Source organism: Endozoicomonas sp. ALE010 (assembly GCF_049310165.1).
GTDB lineage: Bacteria > Pseudomonadota > Gammaproteobacteria > Pseudomonadales > Endozoicomonadaceae > Endozoicomonas.
The window spans coordinates 87,945-108,462 of the sequence record NZ_JBLYNV010000008.1; the positions used below are offsets into that span (position 1 = coordinate 87,945).

Consider the following 20,518-nt stretch of genomic DNA (forward strand, 5'->3'; position numbering starts at 1 on the left):
TGAGCATATGGACGCAGTTGCGAAAAAATACCGTCCCGGGAAAATCCGGGAAAATAATAAAAAAAGCATTCTGGCCGCTGCCGAACAGGAGTTTGTGACCCATGGCTTCAAAGGCACTACCATGCAGCGCATCGCGGAACGGGCAAACCTGCCCAAAGCCAACGTTCACTACTACTTCAGCAATAAGCTCTCGCTCTATGCTGCCGTTCTGTCGCATATCCTCAAGCTATGGGATCAGAGCTTTAACAGCCTCAGTCCTGAGGATGACCCGGAAGAGGCGCTGGCCGCCTACATCCATACCAAAATCATGTTCTCCCGGAAGAATCCCCTGGCCTCCAGACTCTTTGCCCAGGAAATCATCAATGGCGGTCCGCACCTGACAGAGTATTTTGGCGAGGACTATCAGATGTGGTTTCGGGGACGGGCACAGGTGTTCAAGGCATGGTCTGACCAGGGAAAAATGGATGCGGTCGATCCTGTGCATCTTATCTTTCTGCTCTGGTCATCCACACAGCATTATGCAGACTTCTCTTACCAGATAGCCCGGGCCATTGGAAAAGATACGCTTGAGCAGTCTGACTATGACCAGGCAACAGAGACATTAACCCGGATAGTCCTGAAAGGTCTGGGTATTACTCCAAACCAGCGTTAAACCTAACTGGCAACATCGACCTTTTCTCTCCTCATTCCAGCGATGAAAGGTTGATATCATTGAAAGCCAGAAGAGGAACCTAATAATCATTTTGAGGTCAAACTGCGGTATTTATAGTTGCAGGGTTTTATTCTGAAAGCATCCCCATCAAGCCACCCCCATCGAAGGCCTGCTGGCCGGGTTAGTCACCAAGCCGGATCAAGTGGAATTCCAAACCGCTCCACAAGTACATTTAATGGTCAGAGAGTATCAAAACTGCAGTCCCATAGAGATAAAGCCTCCACCACGGATCATGGCAAGCAACTTGAAGACGACTTCTGGAATAATAAACCATTACAAGGACGAAAAATCACCCCGGCTCAAGTGCTCAGAGCCTATGGAAATGACAGGACTTCTCTGAGACGTGGCTTCTTCCTGCAAAAGCTCTGCTTACAGAACATTTTACAGGGCAATAGAAAAGTTACCCCGGAGCAGGTCATTCAGGAATTCAACCGGCAACCAGGCCAATATAATAAGCACAAATTACCAATAGCACGCTTCAAGGCGGAATGCTGCCTGAAGGGCCTGACGCTAAATGGTCATAAGGTCTCAACGGATGCGGTGGTCAAGAATTTTCAGGCACTCAAAGCCCCCCTGGAGCTGGCGCGTTTTAAAGAACAATGTTGCCTGAAAGACCTGACAGTAAATGGCCAGCGGGTCACACCGGAGGCGGTGGTTCACGATTATCAGGTGACCAATGCAACACTGGAACTGGTGCGCTTTAAGGAAATGTGTTGCCTGAAGGGCCTGTTGTTGAATGGCCATCACGTCACACCGGAGGCGCTGGCCAGGGATTATCAGGCAATCAACGCAACACAGGAGTTGGCATACTTTAAGGAACTGTGTTGCGTGAAGGGCATAATGTTGAATGGCCAGCCGGTTACACCGGATGATGTGATTAAGGGGTTCAGGGGTACCCCGGAAAGCAAACTGTCAATAGCACGCTTCAAAGCGGAATGTTGCCTGAATTGCCTGCCGTTGCGTGGCCAGCCGGTTACGCCGGAGGCGGTGGTTAAGGATTTTCAGGCAGTCGGCGTCCTCCTTGATCTGGCGCACTTTAAGGAACAATGCTGCCTGAAAGGCATGACATTGAATGGTCAGCTGGTTGCACCGGAAACGGTGGTTAAGGATTTTCAGGCCGCCGGAGCAACCCTGGGGCTGGCGCGCTTTAAGGAACATTGCTGCCTGAAAGGCATAACATTGAATGGTCGTCTGATCACACCGGAGGCGGTACTTAAGGATTATCAGGCAGCTAACGCAACACTTGAGTTGGCGTGCTTTACCGAACTCTGTTGGCAGACAGGCCTGCCGATACATGGCCAGCACGTCACACCGGAGGTGGTGGTTAAGCATTATCAGATGGCCAGCGCCACACTGGAGCTGTCCCGTTTCAGGGAGCAATGTTTCCTGAAAGGCATAATGCTGAATGGCCAGCCGGTCACACCGGATGCGGTGGTTAAGGGTTATCAGGTTGCCAATGCACAACTGGAGCTGACCCGGTTTAAGGAACAATGCTGCCTGAAGGGCCTGAGGTTAAATGGCCAGTGGGTAACATCGGATGAAGTGGTGAATGACTATCAGGCAGCCAGAGCAACAACGGAGCTGGCGCTCTTTAAAGAACGATGTTGCCTGAAGGGTCTGCCATTGAATGGCCAGCCAGTCATACCAGACACCGTGGTTAAGGATTATCTGGCCGCCAGGGCAACACTGGAGCTGGCTCGCTTTAAGGAACAATGCTGCCTGACAGGCTTGTTGTTAAATGGGCGGCCGGTCACGCCAGAGGCGGTGGTTAAGGCCTTCCCGACTACTCTCGATGGCAAACTGGGAATAGCACGCTTTAAGGAACAATGTTGCCTGACAGGCTTGATGTTGAATGGCCAGCCAGTGAAACAGGATGCGGTGGTTAAGGATTTTCAGGCCGCCAGGGCACCACTGGGGCTGGCACGTTTCAAGGAACAATGTTGCGTGATGGGCCTGGCATTAGCCGGTCGGCAGGTCACACCCGATGAGGTGGCCAGGGATTTTCAGGCAGCCAGAGCCACTCTGGAGCTGGCACGCTTTAAGGAACTATGTTGTCTCAGGAACCTGGCATTGAATGGCCAGCCGGTCACACCGGATGCAGTGGTTAAGGATTTTCAGGCCGCCAGGGCAACACTGGAGCTGGCACACTTCAAGGAACTGTGTTGCCTGAAGGGCCTGGCATTGAAGGGTCAGCAGGTCACAGCGGATACGGTGGTTGAGGCGTATCCCGATAGTCCGGAGGGCAAACTGGGGAAAGCGCGCTTCAAAGCGGAATGTTGTCTGAAGGGCATGGCGTTGAATGGCCAGCCGGTCTCACCGGATGCGGTGATTGAGGATCTTCAGGCAGCCAGGGCAACACTGGAGCTGGGTCGCTTTAAGGAGGAATGTTGCCTCAGGGGCATGTCACTGAAGGACCAGCAGGCCACTCCGGATGCGGTGGTCAGGGGTTTCCCGGATAGTCCGGAAGGCAAACTGGGGGTAGCGCGCTTTCAGGAGCAGTGTTGCCTGATGGGCCTGCTGTTGAATGGCCAGCCGGTCACACCGGATGCTGTGGTGAAGGGTTTCCCGGATAGTACCGCAGGCAGACTGGGGATAGCGTGCTTTAAGGAAAAATGTTGTCTCAGGGGCCTGGCGTTGAATGGCCAGCCATTGACACCGGATACAGTGGTTAAGGGCTATAAGGCAGTCAGAGCAACGCTGCAACTGGCGCACTTTAAGGAAAAATGCTGTCTGAGGGGCTTGCTATTGAATGGCCAGCCAATCCAACCGGATACGGTGGTAAAGGCGTTCCCGGAGAGTATGGAAGGTACACTGGGGATCGCACGATTTAAGGAGAAATGTTACCTGAGAGGCATTACTCTGCGAGGCCCGCAGCTCACATCAGATGAGGTGGTCAGGCATTTCCCGAACAGTCCGGAAGGCAAACTGGCGATAGCGCACTTCAAGGAACTGTGTTGCCTGAAAGGCCTGCTGTTGAATGGCCAGCAGGTTACAACGGACAGGGTGGTTGAGGATTTTCCGGACAGTCCGGAAGGCAAACTGGGGATAGCGCACTTTAAGGAAAAATGTTGCCTGAGGGGCCTGGCGTTGAAAGGCCAGCCAGTCACACCGGATGCGGTGGTTAAGAGCTTCCCGGATAGTCCTGAAGGCCAGTTGGGGGTGGCGCGCTTCAAAGCGGAATGTTGTCTGAGGGGTTTGCTGTTGAATGGCCAGCTGGTGACGGCGGACGCGGTAGTCAACGATTTTGAACGCATTGGCAGATTGCTGGAAATCGCTATTTTTTATGCTCAGCTGGCATTGAATGCGAAAAAACTGAATGGCCGTTATCTGGGTAACAAGGACGTATTGGAAGCGTTTAATCAAGTCCCCGGGGATCAATCGGCAAGGCAAACCAGATACCTGATTGAAAGGCTGAAACACTCTCAGTGGTGGGATGAAAACAACGACGCTCAGGATTTGCTGCAAGAGGCCTGGCAAATCCTGAACAACGCATCAGTCAAAGGGGATGAGCAACACCGACTGCAATGTATATTGAAATTCATGGCTATGCAGCATGAACTGTCCATTGATCAACAGAGCGTGTCGGCAGAGCAGGTATTGCAATCCATCAACACCCTGAGACACTCATTTCAGAAAGCACGGCTGCATTTCTTCTTCCTGGCCTACTGCTATCTCACCAGCCATGGGGTTAATGGACATCAAATCGAAAAGGATCAGGTTCTGGAGTGCCTACAGAGTTTTACTGAAGTCAGCAAACTGCAACATGCTTTAGGCTGCTGGTTTGAGCAATGCAAATCCGAAGCCGATGTAATGGGTAATCTACTGCTTCAAAAGGAAAATATTTTTACTCCGGGGAGTAACAGCGCACAAGGATACGTAGCCACTCAGGCAACAAACGCCGGTGTAGCGCACACCCGGCAGCTATGGCCAAATGGACCGGTTTTTTTGGACAAGCAGGTTCCGCAGTTAACCGCACTCACACTTAAAGCACTGGATATTATTCAGGAAATCAATATTTCCTGTACCGACTTCCCCATTCTGATTACCGGTTCTTTCGCACGTTGTTTGCAGAATATGTGTTCAGTATTTAATGACATTGACATTATCTGCGCGACAGAAAAGTCGGCCAGAATACTCTGTGAAAAGCTGCGGGCACTGATCACAGACAAGGGTACAGACATTCCCAAAAGTATTGTCATCTGGGAAGTCCCGGGGTGTCAGGAGATCAGACTGCCAAATGGCTTCAATATTCATCTTAAAGACGGTGATTTCGGGATAAAAGCCATGGGGCTTCAGGTCAGTGTTGATGCCAGAGTCGTCCATGAAAATGCCCCACAATTGGCCGTTCACGTCCACGGTGTTCAGAGACCTGTACAATGTTTGTCGTTTACTGAAGAAACCCGATTACTGAACGATACGCTGGAATACCTCGCTGAGAGCCTTGATCCGCTCACCGTAAGGCTACAAAAAGGGGAGGTATTTAAAATACCACGAACCATTCTTTTTAATGCCCCTCAAAACAGCAATGAGCGTATTTATGGCTTGCTGTTACGCTGCCTGCTTACTCTGAATAAAGCCAGGCAATTCATCACCCTGAACTGTGCAGGCAATCCCGGGAAACCGGACTGCCGCAGTCATCAGCTGCAAAAAGAACAACTACGGCTTTATGCACTGACTGAGAATCTGCACATGAAATTGACCAGCCATGTTTGCCGTAATGATTTTGAGCACAGAATTAACAACTGGCTATCGACAACTCAGTCTGTTAATGATTGTCCGACCGATAAGAAAGAGTTTATCCAGGCACTGCTGGCGATGATGCACGCTTAATAACTCAAATCGGTATTGTTAAGTAGTTGGCCAAATGGAACTTAATGATCATTTTTCAGTCAAAGGGAATGTTTTTCGTTCAGGTGTGCAGGGTTATATTATGAAGCCAACTACCTCAACCTTCTCCCCCCCAGAGTCCGCTGGCTATGTTGACCAACGAGCCGGTTCAGGCGAGATATCTGGCCGATCTGCAAGCACCTTTAACGGTATGGAAATATCAACCCTTGAGTCTTGCGGACGAACAGCCACCACTGCATATGAACGCATCAGTATGGAGATTGCCTTTTGGCAAAACAAACCATTACAAGGACGTCAAATTACCCCGGCTGTGGTACTTAACGCCTATGGAAATGATACAACATCCCTTAGAAGTGGCGTCTTCCTGCAAAAACTCTGCCTGCGAAACATTCCCCATAACAATCGACAAGTAACCCCGGACCAGGTCGTTCAGGAGTTCAACCGACAGCCAGATCAAAACGATGAGTACAAATTAGCCATCGCACGCTTCAAAGCGGAATGTTGCCTGAGGGGGCTGCCGTTGAATGGCCAGCAGGTTACACCGGATGAAGTGTATAAGGACTTCATGGAGAGTCCGGCTGGCAGCGAGGAGATAACGCTCTTCAACACCAAACGTTATCTAAATGGTTATACTGATCGTCAGGTCGACCCGGGTCATGATCCTGAAGGATACGCAGCCTCTACCTTTCAGCATCAGGCTTCTGCTGCCGTTAGAAGAGCGCTTCCCTTATCAGACAATCAGGTTCCGCAGTTAAATGTGCTAACTCGCAGAGCACTGGAGATGATCCAGGAAATCAATGAGTCTTATAACACGCCCCCCATTCTGGTTACCGGTTCATACGCGCGTTTTTTACAGAACCGTCGTGCATCATTCAAAGGTATTGACATTATCTGCTCGACTGAAGATTCGGCCATGAAACTCTTTAAAAAGATGCAAGCGCTTATGGAAGCACTTGACATTGACCGGGATTTAGGTGCCAACGACGACTTCTTCATCCTCCCAATACCCGGATGCCGGGCGATTCAACTACCAAATGCTTACACTATTCATCTTAAAGACACCAGCTCAGACATCCCGGGTCCGGGGCTTATGGTCAGTGTTGACGGCAGAGTCATCAATGGACATTCAGCACCATTGGCCATTCGTGTTCCTGGCGTTGAGAGGCCGTTATGGTGTTTGTCGTTTGCTGAAGAAACCCGGTTACTGAACGATACACTGGAACACCTCATAGGAAACCTTAACCCGCTGACAGTTGAACTGAATCAAGGGGCAGCGTTTGAGTTACCTCGCACCATTCTTTTTGGCTTCCCAAAAAACGGCAAAGAGCGTATTTATGGCTTGCTTGTTCGCGCGCTGCTTACCCTGGATAAAGCCAGGCAGTTTATCTCCATATTCGCTGAAGAAGAGCCTGACGGCCAGCTGCAAGCGCAACAACAGCGCCTTCGTACACTTGCTGCGATTCTGCAGAGGAAATTGAGCAGGCATATTTGCCGCAGTGATTTTGAATGCAGAGTTTCCTGCTGGCTATCGACGGTTCCGCATGTAAGTGACTTCGAGATCAAGAAGGTGGAATTTATCACATCACTGTTAAAGATGATGCATCCTGAGCTACATCGGATAGACTCAACTCATTGAATATTTGATCGCCGGTAACTCAATCAGAATCTTTCAACCTTCTGTCTCAGGCCAGGTTATGTCAAACACTTTCCAGTTCTTGCAGTTTGGTTCCTGCGAAATATGTGGCCTTGCTCAATTACCGGAGCAATTGGCTTGCCTTATGGTTCCACTTGATCAGAACAAGATGCGTTTTTTCACTCTCTTTTATTGCGCCGATAACCCTCAATGCCACCTGAAAGCCATTGATAAGTTGTCAGAAAAAGAAGGTAAGCGATATTCAGGAATCCAATGCCGCTGACTATTTTGACTTTGCACATGTTGAACTCAAGGTTTCTTGTTCAAATTGCAGGAGGTATGACATCAGATGAACTTTAAAATAGCGCCGATGCAGTCTCGTATGCCATGGGATAATCCTTATGGCATGTGTCGAATCAATTCTGCCGCAGTATGCACTTTCAATCAGTTTAATGTCCAGCAAATTGACACTCAATTCCAATACTCCATACCAACCACAGAGGAAAGTACAAATCCCCCCCGACGTAGTTATGTTGAACGAAAAAACAGGCGCGCCGATAATGAAAAAAGACGCAGGAAAACCATGAATCAAGCCTACCAGGCACTTCGAAATAAAATTCCCGGAGCATCCAATCAACAATTAACAAAGATAGAGATTTTGATACAAGCCACGGCATACATTCAACAATTACAAGACCAACTTGGAGGCTGACCTATAAAACAACATTTAGTCTTATAAAATCGGATTTTTAGACCAATTTGCTGTCGCTGCAGTAGGGCAGTCTATTCTCGGATAGCCTCCCGGGCAGCTCAATCAGGTTAGAAATTAAGCAGTTAACCAATATCATACTGCTACTGACTTATCAGTCAGTTTTAAAAGCAGGCAAGACGGAAGTAGCAGAATCTGATTCAAGCTCATTTTTTGTTGCCTTGTCAGACACTCTTATAAGAGCGCCAGCTTGCTGACCAGCGCTTCTTGCCAGTTGCCTGTCACCGGTGCTCATGAAAACTTTATAGTAAGCCTTATGATAAGCATGTTGGTAAGACTTCAAGACAACCTGCCCTTTTTCGGACTGTGCCCAGGCCAGGTAAGTAGCCTTCCGTTTCGCAGACACACGGTAAGCCTTCCCTTTCTCGGACTGTTCCCAGGCTCGTTTGACAGCCTTCCCTCTCTCAGACTGTGCATAAGCCCTGCGGCAAGCCTTCCCTCTCTCAGACTTTGACCAGGCATTCCTGGCAGCCCTTCCTCTCTCAGACTGTTTGTAAGCCTTCTGGCGTGCCCTCCCTTTCTCAGACTGTGCGTAAGCCTTCTGGGAAGCCTTCCCTCTCTCAGACTGAAACCAAGCCTTTCGGACAGCTTTCCCTCTCTCGGATTGACGGTAAGCCTTTGTGTAAGCGTTCCTTCTTTCCGACTCCGCCCGGGTTCGTTTGGAAGCCTTCCCTTTCTTAGACTGTGTGTAAGCCTTCTGGCAAGCCTTCCCTTTTTCAGACTTTGCGTAAGCCTTCTGGCAAGCCTTCCCTTTTTCAGACTTTGCGTAAGCCTTCTGGCTAGCCTTCCCTTTTTCAGACTTTGCGTAAGCCTTCTGGCTAGCCTTCCGGACAGCTTTCCCTCTCTCGGATTCACGGTAAGCCTTCCCTCTTTCGGACTCAGTACGGGCTCGTTTGGAAGCCCTTCGTTGCTGAGGTTGTACGTAAGTCTTATCATGATCGATGTTCAAAGATTCGCCAGCTCCTGAAACAGACGCTTCAACATCCAACTCATTTCCTGCTGTTTCTTTCAACGTTGTGATAAGTGGAGGAGGATGATTACTTAAACCGTATGAGTGAGAGCTCACTTCATCGATCATACTCCAAACCTGCTCAATTCTTATTTCTGATTGATTGGATAGAATTCTGTTATTTTGTTCGGCCTCCTGATATTTCCCAGGTTTATGTGATATGTCTAGCGGCTTGATTTTTTCAGGTTCTTGCGAATAAATAATCCTGACGGGCATTTTTTTAAAACGGGAATCATTGAAAGGGTTATGGAAGTTTTCACCATATGGAATCAAGGGGTTTATATAATTATTTGGTGCAGTTTGATCAACTCGCAGCCCGAATACCAAACCACTTTGCTGCGACCAGTCTTTAACAGTGAATCCACTGCCCGACATAACAGACTCATACGCTTTTCGGGATCCCGAATACAAAAAGTGTGAATTAAAATACGGAGTAGACATTGAATTATTGAGTTATTGAATTAATGACTAGGACTATGCTTTCTTATAAAAGTTCCTACCTGAAAGATACTACTCCATATTTATGTCAGCCAGGCATAGCTATCAATAATTGAGGTTGATTCAAGCTCATTTATTTTTTGTTTTATTTGATTTTTTTATAAAGGCGGTAGCTTGCCTGCCTGCAATTCTTGCTTGCGCTTTATCACCGGTATTCTTGAAAACTTCACTGTAAGCCCTTCTGTAAAGCATCTGGTAAGCCTTACCCCTCTCTGAATTTCTCCATATCCGTTTAGACTCCTTCCCTTTCTCGGAGTTTGCCCAGGCCTGTCTGGCAGCCTTCCCATTCGCAGACTCACGGTAATTCTTCCGGTTAGCCTTCCCTTTCTCAGAGTCATCGTAAGCCTTCCGGAGAGCCTTCCCTCTCTCAGACTGACGGTAAGCCTTCCGGTAAGCTCTATGGTATGCCTTACCTTCCTCGGACTGAGACCAGGCTCGTCTGGCAACCTTCCGTTTGTCGGTCTGTTCGTATGCATTCCGGGAAGCTTTTCGTTTATCGCTCTGTGCATAAGCCTTAAGGAAAGCCTTCCCTCTTTCGGACTTCACGTAAGCCTTCTGGTAAGCCCTATAGTAAGCCTTCCCTGCTTCAGACCGATCCCAGGTTCGTTTTTTCGGAGGCCTCCGTTTCCCGGTCTGCTCACAGACCTTCCGGGAAGCATTCCCCTTTTCGGATTCATGGTGAACCTTCTCTTTCCCAGACTGTGTGCAAGCCTTATCAGGAACTACGGCCAGAGATTCACCAGATCCTGAAGCGGGAGCTTCAGCATCCAAACCATTTTCAGCAGTTTCTCTCAACGCTGAGGTAAGTGGAGGATGATCAGTATTTACAAAGTATGAGTGAGAACACGCTTCACCGGCCATACCCAACACCTGATGAGTTCTTGAATCTGATTGACTGGTAAGAATTCTGTTATTTTTGTCGTCCTCCGGTTGTGCCTTGGGTTTAGGTAAGAAGTCTAACGGCTGGCTTTGTTCAAATTCTTGAGAATAAACCACCCTGACCGGCACTGTTTTAAAACGGGAATCATTGAAAGGGTTATGGAAGTTTTCACTATATGGAATCAAGGGTTTTACATAATTATTTGGTGCAGTTTGATTAACTCGCAGCCCGAATACTAAACCACTTTGCTGCGGCCGGTCGTGAAAAGGCAATCCACTGCCCGTCACAACAGTTTCATACGCTTTCTGAAATATTGAATACAAGGAGTGTGAGTTAGAATAAGGAGTAGTCATTGATTTGTTGAATTATAAGATTGTTGAATTCATGATTAGGACTGTGCTTTCCTGTAAAAGTTCCTATCTGACAGACCAAACTTAATATTTAACCTGGCACTTAAAGGTTTATTCAAGCGCATTATTTTTTGCTTTATTTGACTCTTTTATAGAAGCAGCAGCTTGCCTGCCAGCAAATCTTGCCTGTTCTAAATCACGGGTATCCCTCAAAGCCCTATAGTAGGCATTCTGGTAAGCCCTCCGCACAGCCTTACCCTTTTCGGAGTTACGGTAAACCTTCTGGTAGGCCTTTCGGGCAGCCTTCCGTTTCTCGTCCTGTTCATGAGCATTATCAATAATGATGGTTAGAGATTCGTCGGATTTTGCAGCAGAAGCTGTAAAGTCCAACTCATTACCAGCAGGCAATGGATCAGAACTTTCACCAGCCATACTCCAAACCCGATCAGTTCTTAATTCCGGCTGGCTGGCAGGAGTTCTGGTATTTCGACCAGCCCCCTGGCATGCCCCGAGTCTATATGATAAGTCTAACGGTTTACTTTGTTCATATTCTTGAGAATAAATAACCCTGACTGGCATTTTTTTAAAACGGGAGTCATTTAATGGGTTATGAAAGCTTTCACCATATGGAATGAAGGAATTCATATAATTACTTGTTGCAGTTTGACCAACTTGCAGCCCGAATACTGATCCATGTTGCTGTACCCTTGCTGTAAAAGCCGATCCCCTGTTCGACATAACAGACTTATACGCTTTCTGAAATTCCGAATACAAGGGATAAAAGTTAGAATGCGGATCAGACATTGAATTGTTTAATTACTGAATTATTTATTGTGACAACTCCTTCTTATAAAAGTTCCGGCCTGACGCAACAACATTTAATATTTATGTTGCAGAGCATCACTGGGGCCAGAAGCAGAACCGCTAAAATCCAACTCATTTCCTGCAAGTGATCTATTTCGTTGCAACTGCTTACTGTCCAGTTGAGGATCAGTAATTTCACAAGGATTTTGTACATCAACAACTAATGAGCTTTCTGTGTTTGATTGCCCTAATGCTAAAATAGACTGGATAGAAAAACGCTCTTTATCAGGAATATAGGCGGGGGCATGATCATTTTTCTGCATTTTTGTTCTGCCCGGTAAGTAGAGTGGCTGATCTTTTTCAGTATCGTTATCGACAATGGCTATCGATCTTTTTTCAAACCGGGGGTCATCAAATATATTTTGAAAAGATGCCATTGGCTGATAAAGGCGGCTTTCAGTCGTATCATCAGCATGCATAGTATATAGAGCAGAGCTACTTCTGAAACTTGGCGGGAGAAAGCCTGACATAGCGATATAAACTGCTTAAAAGTCGGCAACTCACGGATAAACAATAGTTCATTTGTCGTGCAATATTTTTCCTGGCTGACGATCAAGAACCTGTTTACTCTCTAAAAGGCTCATTATTGTTTGCTTTATTGGATTCTTTTAAAAAGACGGTAGCTTGCCTACCAGCGATTCTTGCCTGTTCAATATCACCGGTAACCCTTAAAACCTTATTATAAGCGTTACGGTAAGCCTTCAGGTAAGCACGTCCTTGCGGAGACTCACGGTAAGCTTTTTGGTAAGCCCTCCACTTCTCGGTCTGACGGTAAGACTTCTGGTAAACCCTCTGATAAACCTTCTGGAAAGCTTTCACTCTCTCGGACTGATTATAAGCCTTTCGGTAAGCCTTTCGCTTCTCGGTCTGTTCGTAGGCTTTGAGGTAAGCCTTTCGGTAAGCCTTCCGCTTCTCGGTCTGTTCGTAGGCTTTGAGGTAAGCCTTTCGGTAAGCCTTCCGCTTCTCGGTCTGTTCGTAGGCTTTGAGGTAAGCCTTCCGCTTCTCGGTCTGTTCGTAGGCTTTGAGGTAAGCCTTCCGTTTTTCCGACTGCTCGTAAGCCTTCCCTTTGCTGGACTGACGATAAGCCTGCTGGTAGGCTCTCCGTTTCCAGGACCGCGCGCAAGCCTTCCCTTTCTCAGACTGCGCCCATGCTCGTCTGCGAGCCTTCCCTTTTTCGGACTGACGGTAAGCCTTCTGGTAAGCCCTCTGATAAGCCTTTTTTCGCTCAGACTGTGCGTACGCCTTCCGGACAGCTTTTAATTCCTCGGACTCACAGTCATCCTCATGGGTGCTGGTCAGAGATTCATCAGAGCCGGAAACCGTAGCTTTATCATCCAACTCATTTCCTGCAGGCGATGTATCTCGTTGCAGCTGTTCACTATCCAGTTGAGGATTAGCAACTAATGTGTTTTGTGAGGTTGATTGCTCTAACCCTAAAATAGACTGGATCGAAAAACGTTCATTACCAGGAATATATTTGGGAACATGATCATTATTCCGAGGTTGTATTCTGACAGGTAAGTAAAATGGATGGTCTTCTTGAAGATGGCTACTAACCATTAGTATCGACCTTTTTTCAAGCCGGGGATCACCTGATGGATCATTAAAAAGCACCTTTGGCTGCTGGAGACGGTGTTTAACAGTTTCATCAGAACGCATAGCACATTGAAAATTTGCTACGTCCACAACTTCACGAAAGAAAGCCTGACAGGATGTGGCAGACTGCGAATAAGCACTATCTCGAAAATAAGAAAAGTGATCTGCAGCTATATTAAAACCAGCAAAGTAGATAGGCATATTCATTGAATTATTGAATTATTGAATTATTGAGTTTCATACTATGACCTCTCTTTCATATAAAAGTTCAAACAGCTTTTAAGAAAAAACTATGTCCATCAGTTCCGTGATCAAATCCATCCAGAACATCATGCGCAAAGACGCCGGTGTTGATGGTATTGATTTTTCCCCCTGACAAGGTATCGTATTGAAAGCGGGCCAGACATTGGTGACTTTTTGATTACTCGAATATCCGGATTAACGTAAACCACCACCCCAACAGCACTCTGCCGGTGCTATGGTTGAACCATCATTCCCCAAACATTCAGAGAGCCGGAGTACTGCTGTGTTTGCCGATCATCCGTTGCTAAAGCCCTTTCTCAACCTTGAACCCGACACCTTCCCGGCGGAAGCTATCCGCCAGGTTATCGCCCATCAATAGGAAATGACCCCGTTACTGCTGGAAGTACTGCGGGATTTTGCCGACGACCCCATCATCGACGACAGCAAGCCCGCTCGTATCGCCGACAACAAGCGGGTGTCCCTGGATTCCACCGACAAGGTCTTCAGTGTCCTGAACAAATTCCGGGACCGGGAAAACGTGCGCCTGAAAGGGGGCCGGGTGGAAATTGGTGACGGGGAAAATACCGTCAGTGTTCGGTTTGCGGAACGGGAGGTCACCTCGGCCATTATTGCCAACGCCATCGACAGCCTGCGCTCCCTGCTGAAAGAGGAGCAGGCACCGGTGAGCATTATTATCAGCAGCGGCGTCAGCTTTGATAACGGGTTTGCCGCCAGAGAGTTTGCAGAGCTGGGCGGAGTGGTACTGAAGCCCGGTGATATTATTCAGGATGTACAATAGTTCAATGATTGCACCAATGGCAGGTAATTCATGATCGACAATGCATCCACCACCGGCAAGCGAACTTCCAAAGGCGAGACGGGCAAATCCCGTTTTGCCCACCCGACGCTGGGGTTCGGGGTGCCTGCCAATCCCCATCACTTGCAGGTGATCATCCCGAAAGAGAATCACGGTGCCGTGCTGATTACCGAACAACTGGGCATGCAGGCACAAGACCAACACGCAGCCATGATCGACCGCTGTCTGATGGACCTGAGCCACTTTATCAGCAATAAAGCATTGGACCGTGATGTGCGGGATGCGGCGGAAATACTGACCGGTCGGTTGCGGAATTTGCGGCTGGCATGACCAGCACTACCATCACAACAGTATGATAGTTTGTACCAGTCACCCTTCGACTTCGCTCAGGATGAACGGAGTGAGTACAATATGTCGGGATAGCCTAAGGTTAATTACTTAGTTGCTGTCATTGGGAAGCAGCTGGCGAATCAGGAGTTCCAGCTGGTCAAAGCGCTTATCGTGTTGATCAAAGCGCTCCCGGGTTTCTTTGACAAAGTCGTCGTGTCGTTTATCGGCTCGCTCAAACCCGGCTCGTGTTGCTTCCGCCAATGCAGTAATACTGAACTCCATTTTTTCCATACGGCGATCTTGTTGATCCAGCCTGCAGTCTTGCTGATCCAGCCTGCGTTCAAGCAGGTCAAAACGCACTCGGTTCTCACGCTGGTTTTCCAGAACAATCTGGTGCGTTTCGCCTGTAATCTTGACCAGGCTGCGAACCGCACTGTCAAGAGAGTCAACGTGCGATTCCAGCCGTTCTACCCGTTTCTCCAGACTCATAACAGCTTCTCATTTTTATTGGTTGGGCGTTGAATATAGCAGAAGTTCATGCCGACAAACCGGCAATAACCCTTTACCAACGAGGCCACCGTGATCAAACGCTTTTCTTCCCGCACCCACCAACTGGACAGAACCTTTCTGGCGGAACACCTGCAGGGGGCGGAAATGAAATAATAGGGATGCCGGTGAAAACCTCGTCTGTTACCCGTTCGAATATGACGGCCAGTGACACCCAGCGTCGAGAGGAGCGTTACTGATATAAATCAAAAAAGATTACACATCAACATGCAATTTTTTTGCCCCGGGTTCAAAGAAGTTAATGCTGTATCTAAATCAATACGATCAGCAGCGGGCCAATAATACCGACTTACTCTTTTGTCACTAAGGTCGTTAAAGTATTTACTTGTTTTATGCCTGGCTATATTGGTAACAAAGGCAGACTGCCACTTTGCTCCTTTCCCATTATCAATGAGCAGTTTCATAAATGCCACTGTGGTCACGTAACTCACGGCTATGTTATTCGTTGCCAGGCAGTCTTTAGCTATTGCTAATTGATCCTTTTTTGAACAGTCCTTCCAGTATTTATGGAAATCAGCTCGGAAATCTTCCAGACTTTTGTCCAGAAATCGCTTAAGAGAATCGCGGTTCAGTTCATCAAAGCAGCCCATCTCAAGGCGTAACTTTTTATTGATAGATGATAATTCCATATATGACAGTTTCTCTGCTGTAAGTTCGTCTGGATCAGTTTTTTTGCAATGCTTTTTATCTCCCTTCTTCGTAATTTTTGAATCATTCCCATACTCTATGTATGATTTTTTGCCCTCTGGCCACATCATGAACTCAAGACAATTTAAAAGCAAAGTCAGGGTAGCTTTCCCAGATAATTTGCCTCTATTGTTGCATTGTAAAAAGTATAAAATACCACACGAAAATTGATTACTGTAAAATTTACGTTTGAAATCAAAATATAAAAAACTCAGATCATTAAATTTCTGCCTATGGAAATCAGGGTTGTTTTTTACGAAGTTTAATGAACCGTAAATGGATTCAAACTGATATCCCAAAACCTCCCTAATAAGAACATGAGCATCAGAATCTGATGTAATCATTTTTTTGAGATGTTGATCCAGGATTTCCTGACTAAAACCATCCAGAGAGTCACTGCTACAGATTCTCAGAAAATCATTCTTTATCATAACCTGCAGCCATTGCTCCGGATTAACAGTGCGAGTCTCAACAGTATTTATGCCATTAACGGCAACAGAGCCATCACTTTGCTGAGCGAAACACGACTGATAGATAAGTTGAGACAAATGACTCCGCTTCCCAACCCAGGTAAAAAATTTCGCACCTTTTAACACCGATGGTGAAAAGCACTTCCCTGCAAAACCGCAGTTGATGAAGCTGACATCTTCAAAACTCGCACTGTTTAACGGCTCCATATTGAATTTACATTCCCTGAATTGGGTTGCTTTGAACACAGTGCCATTCATTGAGCAATCGCTGAAATCCAATTTTTCCAATTCATGATTGTGATTTTGCACAGCAATCTCCAAACCATCCAGCGACTTGAGTTTTCCCTCCAGCAGCTGCGGATTTTGTTGCATCAGGCGCTGGATACCTTTTTTACCGCAAGCTTGAACAAGAGTTTTGACATTTTCTGGAACCCCCATGTTGTGTCCAGAGGTTAGCTCAAGGTAACAGACTAACCAGGAGTGGAGAAAAATCTGCTCCAGTGGGCGACCGTCTGGCCAGTGGCTATAGCGCCTACGGAGTATGTACAACAGTTGCAGCTGATCTTTGGCAGAGCCTATAGTGAAAACATCCAGTTCATCAGGTAACGACAGAGGGAGGGCAAAGAGGGTCTCCTGACTAGTGCAACACTTAATTAATTGCTGGTAGTCACCGGCTGACTGCACAATGACTTTCTCATTAGGCCGGATGGCTTTCAGGCCCGGGTAAGAAACGTCCAAAGAACGGACTTTCAGAAAAAAATCTGCATCCAGGCGCATCAGTGCTGCTGGTTTGAACGTCATGGACAATGCCCCCGCGTATTGACTATGGGCGAATTCACTGCAGGGCTGGATACGGGTATATACATCATGGCCAATAGCGCATTTAAACCGATTGGCTGTGGTAGCAGTCTCCTGGAAGGGCTCCAGCCCAATGTCAGTACGTCGTACGAAGGAAGTCAGGGCTCTCTCATTGTTCAGCATACCAGCCACAATTCCTGTCACTGGTTGCCCAAGGGCCGTATAGTTCAAACCGTGTACCGGGCAAAATCCCCGGGCCGGGCTCCCGGAAACGCCGTGGGGCTGACCGGGGAGGTAACCTATCAGGCGTCCGGCATGTATACGATAACTTTCATACCAAGGCCGTAGGCTCAATCCCAGCCGTTCAGCAAGAAAGGTTTTTTTTGCATTGATGCGAACAACACGGGCGTCCACATCCGCATCGCCAGCTGCTGCCACGGCGCGGTTCATGTCACCAAGGCAGCGGTGATAGTCGGCCAGGGAGTCCAGCCAGCGCTCTTCCAGGTCAACAGCATCGGGGCACCCGTGGTCGATGCCCAGCTCCGCCAGCTCCCTGAACAGGGCCTCAACCACCGCTTTTTCGTGACCGGGAGCGGTCAGCACCATCTTATGGTCAAAGGTTCGGGCATTCGGGTCACGCTCGGGATAAAACTCAATACTGCCTTTCTCGATGAAGGTCGGCGCAAGTTCAATCACTCGCACCGGTGAGGCCGTCAGATTGGCGTGTTCAAGCTGTTTCTGATTCACATAACTGACGCTCTCACCGGTCAACTTGGCAAAACCGTGGCTGAATTCGCTCAGGCGCACTTGCGCTTCTCTCTCTTCACCAAGCCTTGAGCTAACCCTTGCAGGCAAGGCTGGTGCAGGTAGCGGGGTCTGAATTGGTGGCAGTGTTTCAATAGACGGCTGGTCTGCGGTTAAAGATGCACGACACCTTTTGGTAATGCAGTGCAGATTGTTTACAACATCTATGATGGTCTGACGATCCGTTTCTTGCCACCGCTCTATATCCTGAGTCAACTGCAGTGCCTGTTTTTCACACTCATCGGCCAGACTGGTCAGGTCACTGCGCCAGTCGCAGTATTTGCCGTTCAGATGCTTACTGACGTATTCGCTCCAGGTGCTCAGATGGTACAACCCTCGCTCCAGCGCCAGATTGTCAGCCACTCTGTTGCCTGCATCCCGTGACAGCCTGAGGGTCATCCGGGTTATTGGCTGACCATCCTGATCCAGCAACTGAGTGAGGCAGACCTGGCCAGTGCGGATGTCCTGGCCTTTAACCTGCAACCAGCCCCCACGGATACCTGCTGCCCTTATGGCCTGGTATTCCGCCATGGATACCCGTTCACCCGGCTCTAGCGTGTCTGGCAAGCGGGTGGTGAGCCAGGCTATGCGATCATGGATAGTTTGCCGTAACCAGCTGCGGTCACCGGCCAGATAACCGCTTTGTTCAATCAGCTGGCCCAGGGCCTGCCAGTCAAACTGGTGCAGCAGCTCTTTCAGGGTCTGACCCAGCAGGTTGTCGTCCAGTTTAGACATACTATCGACGCAGGGACTGGCAATAGGGTGGGAGTTCATTGCCGGGACTTGTGGGTCCCGCAGTTTGTTCAACAGCAACGGCATGGAGGAAAAATCGTCCTCGCCAGGCGCTGGCTCTGGTTTGTGGGCACAGGGGTAACGGGTGGCCAGTCCGGCGTGATTCCAGTTAAACACCACCGGCTCCCCTTCCGAGGTCAGTGCCATGTTCTCCCAGGTGAGATCTTCATTACCCACAATGGCATTGATCAGCAATAATCTGGCCCACTGCTTTGGCGACAGGGATTGCTGATGTTCCTTTGCGCTTTTCAGGTTACCCAGCCAGTCACTGGCTACATGACTGACCACGTAAGACTGGCCCGCTTCCTGATGGGCAAAGGTGTCGGGTACGTTCATGCCCAGGAGTCTGGCGATGTTAGCCATTAGTACCTGGTTGCAGGCACTTAGCTCACAGGGTGCCGGGTTCAGGTAAAAATGCCGGTTACTCACCGGGTCCAACCGTGTTTGTAACTGCGGGCATCCTGCCACTGCCACGCCCGGCTGCAGTTGGTTCAGGGAAAAGGCCGGCTCTGGCCCTGCCCGATGGTTGATGAAAGGAGTGATCAGCCCCCCGATAACAGCGGACTCCTCAACAATGCTGGAAAACTGATACCACAATGGCGAAGGATGGTGCTCAAACTGTTTTTTGATGCGCTCACTCCCGGTCACTCCTTGTATCCGGAAAAATCCCCTGCCTTTTTTTGCACTGTCGCTCAGGGATATGGAGTGCCACAAATCACCCTGGCTGGCAATCACCTGGCAAATCGCCTCAGCCAGCTGGCGCCACGCTTTTCGGCCGTGTTCATTCTGACAGGTAGCAAAACAGTCCAGCTTATTCATAAAAAAACAGCTTCTTACCCGCATCACATCGAGGCAATCGGCATCGTGGAGCAGACTGCGCAGGGTCTGTATCTCCTCAGGCAGATACTTACAGGCATCCGGATAATCTTTATTGCGAACCGCTTCGCCGCACTGCCAGGCCAGGTTCTGGGCAATGCCACAATTACGCAGGTGCTCCATCAGGTTGTCAGCACTGGCCCGCTCCCACTCAGTCTGGTCTTCCCCATCATCCTCACGGCCGGAGTCATGGAACAGGCAGGCCTTGACCAGCAGCGGTACCATGCGATCGGGAAATGCCAGTGCCGGGCGATCTTGCTGCTCTTTACGCAGCTGCAGTACTGCCAGTGCCCAGGTGGCTGTCCGGCAGCTGTGCTGAAGGCCGTGATGAAGCCGGGCAATCTCCTGGCCACTGGTCGCACCGGGCCTGTAAGGTTGGAGCAGTGCCGTTTTTACTGGTGTCTCAGTGGCTTTGATCCACTGTCTGTCGAGCTTGCTGTCTGTTGATAACCCGGACGATTCCATGATGCCTGCTTTTCTGACCGACTGGTCGCCAACAGTATGGGTTGTCGACCTTTTGAGGCCATCCACAGCGATATCTGGCTCAGTAGCAATAACCGTTCTGTTATGCCCGGCTTTGCCCCCAAAGGAGGAGTTAATTTCGGCAGCATTATTGGAAAGATCGGCGTACAGGGACTTTACATCTCTTTCCGTACCAACTTTTCTGACGAAAGCTCTGGCTTCCTCAAGCTTGTGATGATCATTGTTGGCGCTGCTGGCGGCCACCGTATTGCTGATATTGGTACTAACGTAATAAAGACCTGTTGACATAAACATATACTTATACTTATAAACTGTTGTTATTAAAGAACTTGTACGTTTTCTGATCATCAGGTAAAGAAAAAGTTCCATCGAAACAGTATTGAGTACCTTGTCTTGCACTTAATGCTATAGCTGCAAGTGTCGCTCTGCTTGCGAATTCCCAGCAACTTGGGCACCCCACCGGTCGGTTGCTGCTTTGGTCCCCCTGCGGCT

The 20,518-nt window shown here is 48.5% G+C and carries 14 protein-coding genes; 7 read left to right on the forward strand and 7 right to left on the reverse strand.

Annotated features, from left to right (window positions below):
• Positions 1-7 precede the first annotated feature (7 nt).
• The 4 genes from ACO6UY_RS05815 (at position 8) to ACO6UY_RS05830 (ending at position 7,905) form a co-directional block, all read left to right on the forward strand.
• Positions 8-652 (forward strand): TetR/AcrR family transcriptional regulator, encoded by a 645-nt coding sequence (locus tag ACO6UY_RS05815; protein WP_101748170.1) that lies wholly within the window; start codon positions 8-10, stop codon positions 650-652.
• A 117-nt stretch (positions 653-769) separates the two neighbouring features.
• A complete protein-coding gene (locus ACO6UY_RS05820; RefSeq protein WP_422461281.1) occupies positions 770-5,542 on the forward strand; it encodes a hypothetical protein in 4,773 nt (1,590 codons plus the stop codon).
• A gap of 100 nt (positions 5,543-5,642) precedes the next feature.
• Positions 5,643-7,196 carry a hypothetical protein gene (locus ACO6UY_RS05825; RefSeq protein ID WP_422443879.1) on the forward strand — a complete coding sequence of 518 codons (1,554 nt, stop codon included), beginning with the start codon at positions 5,643-5,645 and terminating at the stop codon, positions 7,194-7,196.
• 346 nt (positions 7,197-7,542) lie between these two features.
• Positions 7,543-7,905: a helix-loop-helix domain-containing protein gene (locus tag ACO6UY_RS05830; protein WP_422443881.1), complete on the forward strand. Its 363-nt coding sequence runs from the start codon at positions 7,543-7,545 to the stop codon at positions 7,903-7,905.
• Between the two features lie 151 nt (positions 7,906-8,056).
• On the opposite strand, the gene ACO6UY_RS05835 is transcribed toward ACO6UY_RS05830, so the two are convergent.
• The 5 genes from ACO6UY_RS05835 to ACO6UY_RS05855 form a co-directional block, all read right to left on the reverse strand.
• On the reverse strand, positions 8,057-9,412 hold the full coding sequence (locus ACO6UY_RS05835; protein ID WP_422489357.1) for a hypothetical protein: 1,356 nt from the start codon (positions 9,410-9,412) through the stop codon (positions 8,057-8,059).
• A 126-nt stretch (positions 9,413-9,538) separates the two neighbouring features.
• Positions 9,539-10,330, reverse strand: a complete 792-nt coding sequence (locus ACO6UY_RS05840) for a hypothetical protein (RefSeq protein WP_422443885.1) — start codon at positions 10,328-10,330, stop codon at positions 9,539-9,541.
• Positions 10,331-10,810: 480 nt separating this feature from the next.
• Positions 10,811-11,503, reverse strand: coding sequence for a hypothetical protein (locus ACO6UY_RS05845; protein WP_422443887.1), 693 nt, complete (start codon positions 11,501-11,503; stop codon positions 10,811-10,813).
• 74 nt (positions 11,504-11,577) lie between these two features.
• Positions 11,578-11,982, reverse strand: a complete 405-nt coding sequence (locus ACO6UY_RS05850; RefSeq protein ID WP_422443889.1) for a hypothetical protein — start codon at positions 11,980-11,982, stop codon at positions 11,578-11,580.
• Positions 11,983-12,127: 145 nt separating this feature from the next.
• Positions 12,128-12,901, reverse strand: a complete 774-nt coding sequence (locus tag ACO6UY_RS05855) for a hypothetical protein (protein ID WP_422443891.1) — start codon at positions 12,899-12,901, stop codon at positions 12,128-12,130.
• Positions 12,902-13,637: 736 nt separating this feature from the next.
• Here ACO6UY_RS05855 and ACO6UY_RS05860 point away from each other — a divergent pair.
• The 3 genes from ACO6UY_RS05860 to ACO6UY_RS05870 are packed head-to-tail and all read left to right on the forward strand — an operon-like array spanning position 13,638 to position 14,549.
• Positions 13,638-13,781 (forward strand): hypothetical protein, encoded by a 144-nt coding sequence (locus ACO6UY_RS05860; protein WP_422443893.1) that lies wholly within the window; start codon positions 13,638-13,640, stop codon positions 13,779-13,781.
• A 3-nt stretch (positions 13,782-13,784) separates the two neighbouring features.
• Positions 13,785-14,201 carry a hypothetical protein gene (locus ACO6UY_RS05865; RefSeq protein WP_422443895.1) on the forward strand — a complete coding sequence of 139 codons (417 nt, stop codon included), beginning with the start codon at positions 13,785-13,787 and terminating at the stop codon, positions 14,199-14,201.
• A gap of 30 nt (positions 14,202-14,231) precedes the next feature.
• On the forward strand, positions 14,232-14,549 hold the full coding sequence (locus ACO6UY_RS05870; RefSeq protein WP_422443897.1) for a DUF3780 domain-containing protein: 318 nt from the start codon (positions 14,232-14,234) through the stop codon (positions 14,547-14,549).
• Between the two features lie 108 nt (positions 14,550-14,657).
• Here the strand turns inward: ACO6UY_RS05870 and ACO6UY_RS05875 are convergent, their stop codons facing one another.
• Positions 14,658-15,038, reverse strand: coding sequence for a hypothetical protein (locus tag ACO6UY_RS05875; protein WP_422443899.1), 381 nt, complete (start codon positions 15,036-15,038; stop codon positions 14,658-14,660).
• Between the two features lie 263 nt (positions 15,039-15,301).
• Positions 15,302-20,314 (reverse strand): hypothetical protein, encoded by a 5,013-nt coding sequence (locus ACO6UY_RS05880; protein ID WP_422489359.1) that lies wholly within the window; start codon positions 20,312-20,314, stop codon positions 15,302-15,304.
• Positions 20,315-20,518: the final 204 nt, after the last annotated feature.

Excerpts from the sequence above, each read along its gene's own strand:
- ACO6UY_RS05815 (WP_101748170.1), top strand. The coding sequence starts at position 8 with ATGGACGCAGTTGCGAAAAAATACCGTCCCGGGAAAATCCGGGAAAAT.
- ACO6UY_RS05825 (WP_422443879.1), top strand. The coding sequence starts at position 5,643 with ATGAAGCCAACTACCTCAACCTTCTCCCCCCCAGAGTCCGCTGGCTAT.
- ACO6UY_RS05830 (WP_422443881.1), top strand. The coding sequence starts at position 7,543 with ATGAACTTTAAAATAGCGCCGATGCAGTCTCGTATGCCATGGGATAAT.
- ACO6UY_RS05835 (WP_422489357.1), bottom strand. The coding sequence starts at position 9,412 with ATGTCTACTCCGTATTTTAATTCACACTTTTTGTATTCGGGATCCCGA.
- ACO6UY_RS05840 (WP_422443885.1), bottom strand. The coding sequence starts at position 10,330 with ATGGCCGGTGAAGCGTGTTCTCACTCATACTTTGTAAATACTGATCAT.
- ACO6UY_RS05845 (WP_422443887.1), bottom strand. The coding sequence starts at position 11,503 with ATGTCTGATCCGCATTCTAACTTTTATCCCTTGTATTCGGAATTTCAG.
- ACO6UY_RS05850 (WP_422443889.1), bottom strand. The coding sequence starts at position 11,982 with ATGCATGCTGATGATACGACTGAAAGCCGCCTTTATCAGCCAATGGCA.
- ACO6UY_RS05860 (WP_422443893.1), top strand. The coding sequence starts at position 13,638 with ATGGTTGAACCATCATTCCCCAAACATTCAGAGAGCCGGAGTACTGCT.
- ACO6UY_RS05865 (WP_422443895.1), top strand. The coding sequence starts at position 13,785 with ATGACCCCGTTACTGCTGGAAGTACTGCGGGATTTTGCCGACGACCCC.
- ACO6UY_RS05870 (WP_422443897.1), top strand. The coding sequence starts at position 14,232 with ATGATCGACAATGCATCCACCACCGGCAAGCGAACTTCCAAAGGCGAG.
- ACO6UY_RS05875 (WP_422443899.1), bottom strand. The coding sequence starts at position 15,038 with ATGAGTCTGGAGAAACGGGTAGAACGGCTGGAATCGCACGTTGACTCT.
- ACO6UY_RS05880 (WP_422489359.1), bottom strand. The coding sequence starts at position 20,314 with ATGTCAACAGGTCTTTATTACGTTAGTACCAATATCAGCAATACGGTG.